Origin of the sequence: Bacillus sp. Je.9.29.b, from assembly GCF_051129925.1 — a bacterium.
GTDB classification, from domain to species: Bacteria; Bacillota; Bacilli; order Bacillales; family Bacillaceae; genus Bacillus; species Bacillus safensis.
The window spans coordinates 1-13,611 of record NZ_JBCPSO010000012.1 but is presented as its reverse complement, the minus strand read 5'-3'; the positions used below and the strand labels follow the sequence as shown (position 1 = coordinate 13,611).

Genomic DNA, 13,611 nt, shown 5'->3' with positions numbered 1-13,611 from the left:
ACTGTGGGAGGAGGTAAGGAATGAATCGGGTTTTTCGTAATACGATTTTTTATATACTTATTTTATTACTTGTGATAGGGGTCGTCAGTTGGTTAGGATCCCCAAATCAAAAGCCTGAGAACATGTCTTACAGCAAATTTTCGCAAAATCTAAGTGCGGGAAAAGTGGAGAGTATCTCCATTCAGCCTGTAAGAGGGGTTTATGAAATTCGTGGTCAATTAGATGGCGCGAAGAAAGATCAATACTTCATTACCCATGTTCCAGATGGTCAAGGTGTTGACCAAATTTACAGTGCACTGAAGAATACAGATGTAAAAGTAGAACCAGCACCTGAAACAAATGGATGGCTGCAAGTTCTGACAACCATCATTCCGTTTATCATCATCTTTATCCTGTTCTTCTTCTTATTGAACCAAGCTCAGGGCGGCGGAAGCCGAGTCATGAACTTTGGTAAGAGTAAGGCGAAGCTTTACACAGAAGAGAAGAAACGTGTGAAATTTAAAGATGTTGCCGGTGCAGATGAAGAAAAGCAAGAGCTTGTAGAAGTGGTTGAATTCCTGAAGGACCCACGTAAATTTGCGGAGCTTGGCGCAAGAATCCCTAAAGGGGTTTTACTAGTAGGACCTCCAGGTACAGGTAAAACATTGCTTGCGAGAGCATCTGCAGGAGAAGCAGGCGTTCCTTTCTTCAGCATCAGTGGTTCTGACTTCGTCGAGATGTTCGTCGGTGTCGGTGCATCACGTGTACGTGATTTATTCGAAAATGCGAAAAAGAATGCACCTTGCTTAATCTTTATTGATGAGATTGATGCAGTGGGTCGTCAGCGTGGAGCCGGTCTTGGCGGTGGTCATGACGAGCGTGAACAAACGCTTAACCAGCTTCTTGTTGAAATGGATGGTTTTAGTGCCAACGAAGGTATTATTATCATTGCTGCGACAAACCGTGCAGATATTCTAGACCCTGCATTGCTGCGTCCGGGACGTTTTGACCGTCAAATTACGGTTGACCGCCCAGATGTTATTGGCCGTGAAGAAGTACTGAAAGTTCATGCGAAAAACAAACCGCTTGACGAGTCAGTTAACTTAAAAGCCATTGCAAGCAGAACACCAGGGTTCTCTGGAGCAGATCTTGAGAACTTACTAAACGAAGCAGCACTTGTTGCTGCCCGTCATAACAAAAAGAAAATCGATATGCGTGATATTGACGAAGCGACTGACCGTGTCATCGCTGGGCCGGCGAAGAAAAGCCGTGTCATTTCGAAGAAAGAACGTAATATCGTGGCTTACCATGAAGCAGGTCATACCGTCATTGGTCTTATCCTAGACGAAGCGGACATGGTGCATAAAGTAACGATCGTTCCTCGTGGTCAGGCAGGCGGATATGCGGTCATGCTTCCAAGAGAAGACCGTTATTTCCAAACGAAGCCAGAGCTTCTTGATAAGATTGTCGGCTTGCTCGGCGGTCGTGTTGCAGAGGAAATTACGTTTGGTGAAGTAAGTACAGGCGCTCACAACGACTTCCAGCGTGCAACAGGCATTGCAAGAAGAATGGTCACAGAGTTCGGTATGTCTGATAAACTTGGTCCGCTTCAATTCGGTCAATCACAAGGAGGTCAAGTCTTCCTTGGCCGTGATTTCAACAATGAACCGAATTACAGTGAAGCGATCGCTTACGAAATTGACCAAGAAGTTCAGCGTTTCATTAAGGAGAGCTACGAACGTGCGAAACAAATTCTCACTGAGAATAAAGATAAGTTAGAAATCATTGCACAAGCCCTTCTAGAAGTTGAAACATTAGATGCTGAACAAATTAAATCTCTTTACGAAACTGGAAAGCTTCCAGAGCGTGTATATGCAGATGACGAAGAGAAAAACGATGATGTGAAAGTAAACATCAAGAAAAAAGAAGATGAGGAGATCTAATCTCCTTCTGTGAAAGCTGCCGGGATCACCGGCAGCTTTTTTTATTTCGATTCATGAATGGATCGGTTTCGAATTGTTTACAAATGGAACTCAATTCGTGTATGGTATGATAGAAAGTCGAAAAATGCTCTTTTTGAGAAACTATTCAAAGTGGTGATGAAGTTGTTACTCGTGATAGATGTAGGAAACACAAATACCGTTTTAGGTGTTTATCATAATGGCGATCTAAACTACCATTGGCGAATTGAAACAAGCCGTCATAAAACAGAAGATGAATTTGGTATGTCCATCAGGGCTTTATTCGATTATGTGGGGCTGATGTTTGACCAAATAGAAGGGATTATCATCTCGTCTGTTGTCCCGCCAATGATGTTCGCACTTGAAAGAATGTGCGAAAAGTATTTTCACATAACACCCCAAATTGTAGGGCCTGGAATGAAGACTGGATTAAACATTATGTGTGACAATCCAAAGGAAGTCGGGGCAGATCGAATTGTCAATGCAGTAGCAGCAATTCACCTATATGGGGCACCTCTTATTGTGGTAGACTTTGGAACGGCAACAACCTACTGTTATATCAATGAACAAAAACAATACATGGGTGGAGCGATTGCACCGGGTATTACCATCTCAACTGAGGCTTTATATACAAGAGCGGCGAAGCTGCCGAGAATTGAAATTGTCCGTCCAGATCACATTGTTGGAAAAAACACCATCAGTGCGATGCAATCCGGCATCCTTTATGGATATGTTGGCCAAGTCGAGGGAATAGTGAAACGGATGAAGCAGCAAGCCAAACAAACACCGAAAGTCATTGCAACAGGCGGTTTGTCTACATTGATTGGAAATGAATCAGACTGTATTGATATTGTCGATCCGTTCCTCACATTAAAAGGACTGCGGCTCATTTATGAACGTAATCGTGTCGGTGTATTATAGGAGGTTTAAATCAAATGGATTACTTAGTTAAAGCGTTAGCATATGACGGAAAAGTCCGCGCATATGCTGCAAACACAACAGATACAATCAACGAAGCACAAAGAAGACATCATACGTGGCCGACTGCATCAGCAGCCATCGGCAGAACGATGACAGCAACAGTCATGATGGGTGCTATGCTGAAAGGTGAGAATAAGCTAACTGTCAAAATAGAAGGCGGTGGACCAATCGGCGCCATTATTGCTGATGGAAATGCAAAAGGCCAGGTGCGAGGATATGTCTCAAACCCACAAGTTCACTTTGACTTAAATGAACATGGCAAGCTGGATGTTAGACGTGCAGTCGGAACATCTGGAACGTTAAGTGTTGTCAAAGATATCGGGCTGAAGGACCACTTTACAGGACAAACAGAAATTGTCTCAGGTGAAATTGGAGATGACTTCACTTATTATCTTGTTTCTTCTGAGCAAGTGCCTTCTTCTGTAGGCGTAGGCGTCCTTGTCAATCCAGATAATTCGATTCTCGCAGCAGGCGGTTTCATCATTCAATTGCTGCCTGGTACAGAAGATGCTGTCATTGAAAGACTAGAAAAGCGCCTGTCAACCATTGAACCCATCTCTAAACTCATTGAAAAAGGGATGACACCAGAACAAATATTAGAAGAAGTACTCGGTGAAAAGCCTCAAATTTTAGAAACTGTACCTGTCGAATTTTCTTGTAACTGCTCAAAAGAACGGTTTGCAAATGGCATTATCAGCCTAGGGAAAGCCGAAATTGATGATATGATTGAACAAGACGGACAAGCAGAAGCTCAATGCCATTTTTGTAACGAAACGTATGTATTTACAAAAGAAGAGCTAGAAGAGCTACGTGAAGAATTAACCCGCTAAGCTCTAAGCAGCGGGTTTTCTTTTTAGAATGGAAAGGAGACGAAAGATGAGACTAAAAGCAAGAGTGGTATGGACATTTATCCTCGTGTTGCTCATGATTAATGCCGTTGTCATTGCATATGTATTAACAAAGTCACAAATGTCACAGGCTTCTTCTAACGGGAAGAGCGGTGAAGAAATTGCGTCAATTGGAAAAGAGAAGGTGACGCGTCAAGAATGGCTAAAGAAAATGGAAGACCGCTACGGAAAGGCGACTCTTGAGCAAATGATCAATCAAAAGGTGGTCAATCAGCTTGCCAAGCAAAACAAGCTGGAAGTGTCTTCAAAAGAGATCAATCGTGAATTGCTTATGCTCAAAGCGGTGTCTAATAATTTCTATGAAGATGGACATACAAGTGAGAAGGAATGGAAAGAACAGATTCGTTATCAAATTTTATTAGAGCAGCTTTTAACAAGAGATGCCGTCGTTTCTGAAAAAGAAGCGAAATCGTTTTATGAAAAAAACAAGGACTTATATCAATATGATGATTCATACCGCATTCGCCATATCGTCGTGAAGACAAAGAGCGAGGCTGAAAATGTATTGAAAGATTTAAAAGGTGGATCTAGTTTCGAAGCCGTGGCAGCTGAACGTTCAATCGACCGTTACACCTCACCATACGGCGGAGATCTTGGATTTGTGACAGAAGAGCAGGAAAGTATCCCAGCCCTATACATACAAGAAGCTCAAAAGCTTCAGCCAGATGAATGGACGAAAGAGCCGATTCAGACCAAAAACGGGTATGCCATTATTCAGTTAAAAGAAAAATTAAATGGCCGCTCTTTCTCCTATGACGAAGTCAAAGACCAGATTAAAAGGCAGATCGCCATGGAAGATCTAGGTGAAAAGGCGAATGTCAAAACCCTGTGGAAAGAAGCAAAAGTCACATGGTTTTACGATGGAGAGCAGGACTAAAAGCATTGACAAAATTTTTTGAAATTGATAATTTAATATTAATACAATAAAATTACTCGGAGATAGAGGTGTTAGTGATGGCTCGTATTGCAAATTCAGTTTTTGAACTAATAGGAAATACACCAGTCGTTAAATTAAACCGTTTAGTAGATGAAGACAGTGCGGATGTCTACTTGAAACTTGAATATATGAACCCGGGCAGCAGTGTCAAAGATCGTATTGCTTTAGCGATGATCGAAGATGCTGAAGCAAAAGGTACATTAAAAGCCGGCGATACGCTTATTGAACCAACAAGCGGAAATACAGGAATCGGCCTTGCAATGGTAGCGGCTGCTAAAGGAATCAATGCGATTTTGGTTATGCCGGACACAATGAGTCAGGAACGCCGCAACCTTTTACGCGCTTATGGTGCGGAACTTGTCTTAACACCAGGTGCAGAAGGAATGAAAGGTGCCATCAAAAAAGCGGAAGAATTAGCAGAAGAGCATGGTTATTTCATGCCTCAGCAATTTAGCAACGAAGCCAATGCAGAGATTCACCGTCGTACAACTGGGAAAGAAATCCTTGAACAGTTTGACGGCGAGCTTGATGCATTTATTGCAGGTGTTGGTACGGGCGGTACGATTACAGGTGCTGGTGAAGTCCTAAAAGAAGCCATCCCATCCATCCAGCTTTATGCAGTAGAGCCGACAGATTCTCCTGTATTGTCAGGCGGTAAGCCGGGTCCACATAAAATTCAAGGAATTGGAGCAGGTTTTGTTCCTTCAATCTTGAACACAGAAATATATGACGGCATCATCCAAGTGAAAAACGAAGATGCATTTGAGCTTGCAAGAAAAGCAGCGAAAGAAGAAGGAATCCTTGGCGGTATTTCTTCCGGAGCAGCTATTTACGCAGCACTTCAAACAGCGAAGAAGCTTGGTAAAGGGAAAAAGGTTCTGGCCATCATCCCAAGTAATGGTGAGCGTTACCTCAGTACACCTCTTTATCAATTCGATTAAACCAATCACCCCAGCATTTGCTGGGGTTTTTTCATGAATTCTGAAGATGGAAAGCAAATACTATTTTCTAAATAAATTGGATTGCATTACAATAAGATTAATGAAAATGAAAAAGGATGATAACATGACACAACGCAGGCCGATGGGCATCAAAATTCCTTTTACGAAAGATGCATTCTTGAAAAGATACGAACAATTAACTGCTCGTGAAACACATCATGTGCTTCTTGAAAGTGCGCGCGGCGGTTCTTATAGCATCGCTGGTATTCACCCGATCGCTAAAGCGAAGGGGAAAGATGGAATGACGACTATCCATTATCAAGATGAGGTGCTGTTCAAAGAAGGTGATCCATTCAGAGCGTTTACGGATTGGTTTCAAACTCTTCAAACCGAAACGAACGACGAATACCCCGATTTTCAAGGCGGAGCAATTGGGTTTTTAAGCTACGATTATGCTAGATACATCGAACATTTTAAGATGCTGTCAATTGATGATCTTCAAACACCAGACCTTTATTTCCTCGTATTTAACGATGTTGCAGTTTTTGATCATAAAGAGCACGCGCTGTGGCTGATTACGCACATAGAGGAAACGGAATCAGTGAGTAAAGCGAACCAAAGGCTTGAAGAATGGAAGCAAAAATGGACAAGCTCTTCAGAAGAATCAGCACAATCACCTGTCAGTGAACCTTCCACAGAATTTGTACCAGCAGCACCATTCACTGAAGAAACCTTTGGGGAAGCAGTAGAGAAAATTAAGCAATATATCGCAAACGGTGATGTGTTCCAAGTGAACTTATCCATCAGACAAGATGAACAGCTACACACTCATCCGTATGATTTATACAAAACGTTACGTCAAGTCAATCCATCTCCTTACATGTCTTACCTGCATACGCCTGACTTCCAGATTGTTTGTGGATCTCCAGAGCTGCTTATTAAGAAAAAAGGAACTCAGCTAGAAACAAGACCAATTGCCGGAACAAGATCACGAGGCAAAGACGACGCTGAGGATCAAGCTCTGGCAAAAGAGCTCATTGGAAATGAAAAAGAACGCGCAGAGCATGTGATGCTCGTTGATCTTGAGCGGAATGACCTTGGACGCGTATCCACTTATGGATCCGTAAAAGTGAACGAATTTATGGCGATTGAGAAATATTCACACGTAATGCATATTGTATCCAATGTACAAGGAGAGCTGCGTGATGAATGTGACGCGGTAGATGTCATGAGAGCTGTATTCCCAGGTGGAACGATTACAGGTGCTCCAAAAGTGAGGACGATGGAAATCATAGAAGAACTTGAGCCAACAAGACGTGGGCTTTATACTGGATCTATAGGCTGGTTTGGATTCAATCAAGATATGCACTTTAATATCGTCATTCGTACTGCGTATTGTACAGAAGGAAAAGCCTTTATGCAGTCAGGTGCGGGGATCGTCATTGATTCAGTCCCAAAACACGAATATAAAGAATCGATTAAAAAAGCCTATGCAGTGAAAAAAGCATTACAGCTGAGCAAAGAAGAGACTATTTTGAGTTAGAGGTGAGCAGAGTATGATTTTAATGATTGATAATTATGATTCATTTACGTACAACCTGGTCCAGTATTTAGGTGAGCTTGGAGAAGAATTGATCGTAAAACGGAATGATCAAGTCACCATTCAAGAAATTGAAGAACTCAAGCCGGATTTTCTCATGATTTCTCCAGGGCCATGCAGTCCTGATGAAGCGGGAATTAGTATGGAGGCGATCAAGCACTTTGCAGGAAGTATTCCGATCTTCGGTGTGTGTCTAGGTCACCAATCCATCGCACAAGTCTTTGGCGGGGATGTCGTTCGAGCAGAGCGCTTAATGCACGGGAAAACGTCAGAGATTAAACATGACGGAAAAGGTGTCTTCACAGGACTACAAAATCCGCTCGTCGCAACGAGATATCATTCGTTAATTGTCAAAAACGAGACACTGCCAGAGTGCTTTGACGCAACAGCCAGCACAAAAGAAGGCGAGCTCATGGCGATTCGCCATAAAGAACTGCCGATTGAAAGTGTGCAATTCCATCCTGAATCGATTATGACGTCCTTCGGAAAAGAAATGCTGAAAAATTTCATTGAAACCTATCGTAAAAAGGGGCAAGAAGTAAACGCATGATCATTTATCTGAACGGTCAGTATATAGAGGAGAAAGACGCGACTCTTTCTCCTTTTGATCATGGTTTTCTATATGGCATCGGTGTATTCGAAACATTTACCAGCCTGGCAGGACAAGTATTCCTGTTAGATTGGCATCTTGAAAGGCTCAATCAATCATTACGTGACCTTTGCATCGAATCCACAATAGAGAAACCATTTGTACTCGACATCATTCATACTTTACTAAATAAAAACCAAATAGCAGGCGGCCATGCGAGAATTCGCTTGAATGTTTCTGCGGGCAGAGGCAATGGGTTTTCTGCAGATCCTTATGAAGAGCCTGTCGTTTTTGTCATGATCTCTCCATTCCGTCCAGAATCTATTTTGGATGAGAAAAAGGGAGTCATTCTTCAAACAAGAAGAAATACACCTGAAGGGCCAAAACGCCTCAAGTCTCATCACTATATGAACAACCTGCTCGGGAAAAGAGAAGTGGGGAACGACCCGGCGTTAGAAGGCATCTTTTTAACGAAAGAAGATGATGTGGCAGAAGGTATTACCTCGAATGTATTTTGGCGGAAAGATGATGAGGTCTATACACCGTCACTTGATACAGGCATTTTAAATGGGGTCACACGTCGATACTGTATGGAAACACTCCACGCGATGGGGGTCTCGCTAAAGGAAGGACGATACCCAGTCTCACATTTGCTCTCAGCTGATGAGGCATGGATGACCAATTCTGTTCAGGGAGTTGTACCTTTCGGGAGTATAGGAGACATCCACTTGCCCAAAAACAGCCGGACCATCTCAACAAAGTTAAGAATGCAATACACAAAAGAACGTCAAGACCATAAAGAGTAGGTGGACACAATGACACAACAATTGATAAAACAGCCTAAAATCATACAGGCCAAGCATCACACCCTTAGCTATGAAGAAAAGACATTGGTCATGGGCATTTTAAATGTCACTCCTGACTCTTTTTCAGATGGAGGAAAGTTTAATCAAGTAGATAAAGCGCTGGCTCATGCAGCGCAGCTGATAGAAGACGGGGCGCATATTATTGATATTGGCGGAGAATCGACTCGCCCGGGAGCGGCACTTGTCTCGGAAGAAGAGGAGCTTTCAAGGGTCATTCCTGTCATTGAGAAGATCACAAAAGAATTAGATGTACCTATCTCTATTGATACGTATAAAGCCCGTGTCGCAGATGAAGCGGTGAGAGCTGGAGCCTCCATCATTAATGATGTATGGGGAGCGAAGGCAGATCCCCAAATGGCACATGTGGCAGCGAAGCACAATGTCCCAATTATTTTAATGCACAATCGGCCAGAACGAAACTACACACATCTGATTTCAGATATGATCGCCGATTTGAAAGAAAGTGTCCAAATTGCCCAGCAAGCGGGTGTCCGTGATGACATGATCATATTAGATCCAGGGGTAGGATTTGCGAAAAATAAAGAGGACAACCTGAAGGTCATGAATGAACTTGAACATTTTTGTCACCTTGGGTATCCACTGCTGCTAGCTACATCTCGAAAACGATTCATTGGTGCTGTCTTAGACCTGCCGCCTGAAGAACGTACTGAAGGAACAGGTGCGACGGTCTGCCTTGGGATTCAAAAGGGCAGTGCGATGGTCCGTGTACATGATGTAAAAGAAATAGCAAGAATGGCAAAAATGATGGATGCCATGCTGAATAAGGGAGGCGCTTATCATCGATAAAGTATATGTAAATGGAATGGAATTTTACGGGTACCATGGTGTATTTGCAGAAGAAAATAAATTAGGGCAGCGATTCCGCGTGGACTTAACAGCTTCACTTGATTTAAGTAAAGCCGGACAAACTGATGACCTCAATGAGACCATCAACTATGCAGAGCTTTACCAAATCTGCAAAAGCATTGTAGAAGGCGAGCCGGTCAATCTCGTTGAAACACTGACAGAAAGAATTGCAAACCAAGTGTTAAAGGACTTTCCGACAGTTCAGGAATGTACAGTGAAGGTAATCAAGCCAGACCCGCCAATTCCAGGACACTATCAGTCCGTTGCAATTGAAATGACGAGATCGCGCACATGAACAATACAGCATACATCGCATTAGGCTCAAACATAGGTAAAAAAGAAACCTATTTAAAAGAAGCCGTCAAAAAACTGCATGAACATCCAGAGGTTCAAGTGGAATTAATCTCATCGATATATGAAACAGCACCTGTAGGCTATGAAAACCAAGATGACTTTTTAAATATGGCTGTGAAAATTACCACTTCACTTCGTCCAGAGGAGCTACTTTCTCTTACTCAGAAAATCGAGCAAGAGTTAGGCAGAACAAGAGAAGTGAGATGGGGACCGCGAACGGCTGACCTTGACATTTTACTTTATAATCGTGAAAATATTGAAACAGAACAACTTGTAGTGCCGCATCCTAGAATGTACGAACGTTTATTCGTTCTTGTCCCGATGAGTGAGATTTGCCCAGAAATCGGCGAAGTACAAATAAATGCCGTAACAGACCAAGAAGGTGTAAGCATATGGAAAAAGACATGTGGGGTAGAAGAATTCGTGCATACCGAAAGCTAAAAGGGTATACTCAGGAAGGGTTCGCGAAAAGACTGGGCATCTCTGTCTCTGTCTTAGGAGAAATTGAGCGAGGCAATCGATTACCAACAAACCAATTGGTTGGTCAAATAGCAGATGCTTTAAATATAACGGTGGAAGAACTTTCGCCAATTCTTGAAGAAGAAAGGAGGGGGAAAAATGTTTAAAATCGGAGATATCGAGATTAAAAACAAAGTAGTGCTCGCACCAATGGCTGGTGTGTGCAACTCTGCCTTCAGACTGACAGTGAAAGAGTTTGGAGCGGGCTTAGTCTGCGCTGAAATGGTCAGTGACAAAGCGATCCTGATCAACAATGCGAGAACAATGGGTATGCTATACATTGATGAACGGGAAAAGCCTTTGAGCCTTCAGATATTTGGAGGGGAAAAAGACACACTCGTCGAAGCGGCAAAGTTTGTAGACCAGAATACCACAGCTGATATTATTGATATCAACATGGGCTGTCCTGTACCAAAGATTACGAAATGTGATGCAGGCGCGAAATGGCTCCTTGATCCAAACAAGATTTATGAAATGGTCTCTGCTGTCGTAGAAGCTGTAGACAAACCAGTTACAGTGAAAATGAGAATGGGCTGGGACGAAGACCATATCTTTGCTATCGACAATGCCCGTGCTGTAGAACGAGCAGGTGGACAAGCGGTTGCGCTTCACGGACGGACACGCGTGCAAATGTACGAAGGAACAGCGAATTGGGATATTATGAAAGAGGTTAAACAATCTGTTTCAATTCCTGTCATTGGCAATGGCGATGTCAAAACCCCTCAAGATGCAAAACGTATGCTTGATGAAACAGGAGTGGACGCTGTCATGATCGGAAGAGCCGCACTTGGAAACCCGTGGATGATTTATCGAACGGTTCATTATTTAGAAACGGGTGAACTGAAAGAAGAGCCAAACGTGCGTGAGAAAATGTCAGTGTGCAAGCTTCACTTAGACAGACTCATTGATCTAAAAGGTGAGCATGTGGCTGTTAGAGAAATGAGAAAGCACGCAGCATGGTACTTAAAAGGTGTCCGAGGTAATGCGGACGTGAGAAATCAAATCAATCAAAGTGAAACGAGAGCGGAGCTTGTACAAGTTCTTGATGACTTTACGATCGAAGCCGAGGCAAAAGAGCTTCAAAGTATAAAAGTAGGATAAGATTATCTTTCTTTTTGTAGCTCACTGCTAGTGCATGTACTGGCAGTTTTTCTGCTTTTCTCTGCAAAATACATTATTGGAGTGATATAAATGAGTAATGAAGGGCTTAATAACGAAGAATTAAATGACCAATTCCAAGTCAGACGTGACAAAATGAATAAAATGAGAGAAGAGGGTATCGATCCATTCGGTGAACGATATGACCGTTCTCATCAATCTGCGCAAATTATCGCTGAATATGACGAGTTTTCTAAAGAAGACTTAGAAGGAAAAGCGGCTCAAGTAACAATCGCTGGACGTATGATGACAAAGCGCGGAAAAGGTAAAGCTGGCTTTGCGCATATTCAAGACTTAGAAGGACAAATTCAAATCTATGTTCGTAAAGATAGTGTAGGGGAAGAAGCCTACGAATTATTTAAAAGCTCGGACCTAGGCGATATCATCGGTGTAACAGGAACGGTATTTAAAACAAATGTAGGAGAACTTTCTATTAAAGCGACTAGCTTTGAGGTTCTGACAAAAGCACTTCGCCCGCTTCCTGATAAATATCATGGATTAAAAGATGTTGAACAACGCTATCGTCAGCGCTACCTTGACCTCATTGTAAATCCAGAAAGTAAGCAGACATTCATTATGCGAAGCAAAATCATTCAATCCATGAGAAGATACTTGGATTCTAAAGGATACTTAGAAGTTGAAACACCAACAATGCACAGCATTCCTGGTGGTGCATCAGCGCGTCCTTTCATTACTCATCACAATGCACTTGATATGCCGCTTTATATGCGTATTGCGATCGAGCTGCACTTAAAACGCCTAATTGTCGGTGGTCTAGAGAAAGTATACGAGATTGGCCGCGTATTCCGTAATGAAGGTGTATCGACTCGTCATAACCCAGAATTCACTATGATTGAGCTGTATGAAGCATACGCAGACTACAAAGACATCATGAATCTGACTGAAAACTTGATTGCTCATATTGCCCAAGAGGTGCTGGGAACAACAACCATTCAATATGGAGAAGATGAAATTGATCTCAAACCTGAATGGAAGAGACTGCATATGGTTGAAGCGGTCAAAGAAGCAACAGGCGTAGACTTCTGGCAGGAGATGTCTATAGAAGAAGCAAAGCAGCATGCTGCTGATCATGGTGTTGAAATCACGAAAAATATGACAGTAGGTCATATTATCAATGAGTTCTTCGAGCAAAAAGTAGAAGAAACATTGGTTCAGCCTACATTCATTTACGGACATCCAGTGGAGATTTCTCCATTAGCTAAGAAAAATCCTGAAGATCCTCGCTTCACAGATCGCTTTGAGCTGTTTATCGTGCGCCGTGAGCATGCAAATGCATTCACAGAGCTAAACGATCCAATTGATCAAAGAGAACGCTTTGAAGCTCAATTAAAAGAACGTGAAGAAGGAAATGACGAAGCACATCTAATGGATGACGATTTTGTTGAAGCGTTAGAATACGGCATGCCTCCAACAGGTGGGTTAGGAATCGGGATCGACCGATTAATCATGCTTTTAACAAATTCTCCATCAATCAGAGATGTACTGCTTTTCCCGCAAATGAGAAACCGCTAATACATCAATCAAAGCGCCATTTTATCTATGGCGCTTTTTATTTTTCATAAAATGAAACTTTTTTTAAAAAAACTATTGCAAGGAAAGATTCCAGGTGGTATATTACTATTCGTTGCCGCAAAATAGCAACGAGGTTAAAAAAAGAAATTGAAAAAAATTCTTGACTTTAACCGATACAAAATGGTAAGATATTAAAGTCGCTTACGAGCGATAACGAACATGATCTTTGAAAACTAAACAAGACAAAACGTACCTGTTAATTCGAGTTTTTATAAAAAATCCTATGATACATCATAGGTAGTCAGTCAAACTGGCGAAAAGCAAAACTTCGGTTTTGTACTTTTTCGGAGAGTTTGATCCTGGCTCAGGACGAACGCTGGCGGCGTGCCTAATACATGCAAGTCGAGCGGACAGAAGG

The 13,611-nt window shown here is 42.3% G+C and carries 14 protein-coding genes and 1 rRNA gene; all 15 read left to right on the top strand.

The features are described 5' to 3' along the window. Positions 1-20 precede the first annotated feature (20 nt). Entirely contained in the window at positions 21-1,922 is a 1,902-nt protein-coding gene (gene ftsH, locus AAZR19_RS18455) for an ATP-dependent zinc metalloprotease FtsH (RefSeq protein ID WP_024427186.1), read from the top strand. A gap of 162 nt (positions 1,923-2,084) precedes the next feature. Then, on the top strand, positions 2,085-2,861 hold the full coding sequence (locus AAZR19_RS18450; protein WP_262090828.1) for a type III pantothenate kinase: 777 nt from the start codon (positions 2,085-2,087) through the stop codon (positions 2,859-2,861). A gap of 14 nt (positions 2,862-2,875) precedes the next feature. Continuing rightward, positions 2,876-3,751, top strand: coding sequence for an Hsp33 family molecular chaperone HslO (hslO, locus tag AAZR19_RS18445; RefSeq protein ID WP_041105733.1), 876 nt, complete (start codon positions 2,876-2,878; stop codon positions 3,749-3,751). Positions 3,752-3,797: 46 nt separating this feature from the next. Next, positions 3,798-4,706 carry a peptidyl-prolyl cis-trans isomerase gene (locus AAZR19_RS18440; protein ID WP_024425654.1) on the top strand — a complete coding sequence of 303 codons (909 nt, stop codon included), beginning with the start codon at positions 3,798-3,800 and terminating at the stop codon, positions 4,704-4,706. A 77-nt stretch (positions 4,707-4,783) separates the two neighbouring features. Then, the gene (cysK, locus tag AAZR19_RS18435) at positions 4,784-5,707 is read left to right on the top strand and encodes a cysteine synthase A (RefSeq protein WP_024425655.1); all 924 of its coding nucleotides are present in this window, start codon (positions 4,784-4,786) and stop codon (positions 5,705-5,707) included. 124 nt (positions 5,708-5,831) lie between these two features. Beyond that, the gene (locus AAZR19_RS18430; RefSeq protein WP_434703946.1) at positions 5,832-7,250 is read left to right on the top strand and encodes an anthranilate synthase component I family protein; all 1,419 of its coding nucleotides are present in this window, start codon (positions 5,832-5,834) and stop codon (positions 7,248-7,250) included. A 13-nt stretch (positions 7,251-7,263) separates the two neighbouring features. Next, entirely contained in the window at positions 7,264-7,857 is a 594-nt protein-coding gene (gene pabA / locus AAZR19_RS18425; protein WP_024427182.1) for an aminodeoxychorismate/anthranilate synthase component II, read from the top strand. Further along, positions 7,854-8,702, top strand: a complete 849-nt coding sequence (pabC, locus tag AAZR19_RS18420; RefSeq protein WP_076839432.1) for an aminodeoxychorismate lyase — start codon at positions 7,854-7,856, stop codon at positions 8,700-8,702. The genes pabA and pabC overlap by 4 nt, the downstream gene beginning before the upstream one ends. A 9-nt stretch (positions 8,703-8,711) precedes the next feature. Then, a complete protein-coding gene (gene folP / locus AAZR19_RS18415) occupies positions 8,712-9,569 on the top strand; it encodes a dihydropteroate synthase (RefSeq protein ID WP_076839434.1) in 858 nt (285 codons plus the stop codon). Continuing rightward, positions 9,562-9,924: a dihydroneopterin aldolase gene (gene folB / locus AAZR19_RS18410; RefSeq protein ID WP_024425659.1), complete on the top strand. Its 363-nt coding sequence runs from the start codon at positions 9,562-9,564 to the stop codon at positions 9,922-9,924. Before folP ends, folB begins: the two co-directional genes overlap by 8 nt. Then, positions 9,921-10,424: a 2-amino-4-hydroxy-6-hydroxymethyldihydropteridine diphosphokinase gene (gene folK / locus AAZR19_RS18405; RefSeq protein WP_024425660.1), complete on the top strand. Its 504-nt coding sequence runs from the start codon at positions 9,921-9,923 to the stop codon at positions 10,422-10,424. The genes folB and folK overlap by 4 nt, the downstream gene beginning before the upstream one ends. Further along, on the top strand, positions 10,376-10,609 hold the full coding sequence (locus AAZR19_RS18400; RefSeq protein ID WP_024425661.1) for a helix-turn-helix domain-containing protein: 234 nt from the start codon (positions 10,376-10,378) through the stop codon (positions 10,607-10,609). Before folK ends, AAZR19_RS18400 begins: the two co-directional genes overlap by 49 nt. Then, a complete protein-coding gene (gene dusB, locus AAZR19_RS18395; RefSeq protein ID WP_041105742.1) occupies positions 10,602-11,603 on the top strand; it encodes a tRNA dihydrouridine synthase DusB in 1,002 nt (333 codons plus the stop codon). Before AAZR19_RS18400 ends, dusB begins: the two co-directional genes overlap by 8 nt. 90 nt (positions 11,604-11,693) lie before the next feature. Next, a complete protein-coding gene (gene lysS / locus AAZR19_RS18390; protein WP_024427180.1) occupies positions 11,694-13,193 on the top strand; it encodes a lysine--tRNA ligase in 1,500 nt (499 codons plus the stop codon). A gap of 341 nt (positions 13,194-13,534) precedes the next feature. Then, positions 13,535-13,611 (top strand): 16S ribosomal RNA (locus tag AAZR19_RS18385); the annotation flags it as partial.

Excerpts from the sequence above, each read along its gene's own strand:
- hslO (WP_041105733.1), top strand. The coding sequence starts at position 2,876 with ATGGATTACTTAGTTAAAGCGTTAGCATATGACGGAAAAGTCCGCGCA.
- pabA (WP_024427182.1), top strand. The coding sequence starts at position 7,264 with ATGATTTTAATGATTGATAATTATGATTCATTTACGTACAACCTGGTC.
- pabC (WP_076839432.1), top strand. The coding sequence starts at position 7,854 with ATGATCATTTATCTGAACGGTCAGTATATAGAGGAGAAAGACGCGACT.
- AAZR19_RS18430 (WP_434703946.1), top strand. The coding sequence starts at position 5,832 with ATGACACAACGCAGGCCGATGGGCATCAAAATTCCTTTTACGAAAGAT.
- ftsH (WP_024427186.1), top strand. The coding sequence starts at position 21 with ATGAATCGGGTTTTTCGTAATACGATTTTTTATATACTTATTTTATTA.
- folP (WP_076839434.1), top strand. The coding sequence starts at position 8,712 with ATGACACAACAATTGATAAAACAGCCTAAAATCATACAGGCCAAGCAT.
- AAZR19_RS18400 (WP_024425661.1), top strand. The coding sequence starts at position 10,376 with ATGGAAAAAGACATGTGGGGTAGAAGAATTCGTGCATACCGAAAGCTA.
- dusB (WP_041105742.1), top strand. The coding sequence starts at position 10,602 with ATGTTTAAAATCGGAGATATCGAGATTAAAAACAAAGTAGTGCTCGCA.
- AAZR19_RS18440 (WP_024425654.1), top strand. The coding sequence starts at position 3,798 with ATGAGACTAAAAGCAAGAGTGGTATGGACATTTATCCTCGTGTTGCTC.
- folK (WP_024425660.1), top strand. The coding sequence starts at position 9,921 with ATGAACAATACAGCATACATCGCATTAGGCTCAAACATAGGTAAAAAA.
- cysK (WP_024425655.1), top strand. The coding sequence starts at position 4,784 with ATGGCTCGTATTGCAAATTCAGTTTTTGAACTAATAGGAAATACACCA.
- lysS (WP_024427180.1), top strand. The coding sequence starts at position 11,694 with ATGAGTAATGAAGGGCTTAATAACGAAGAATTAAATGACCAATTCCAA.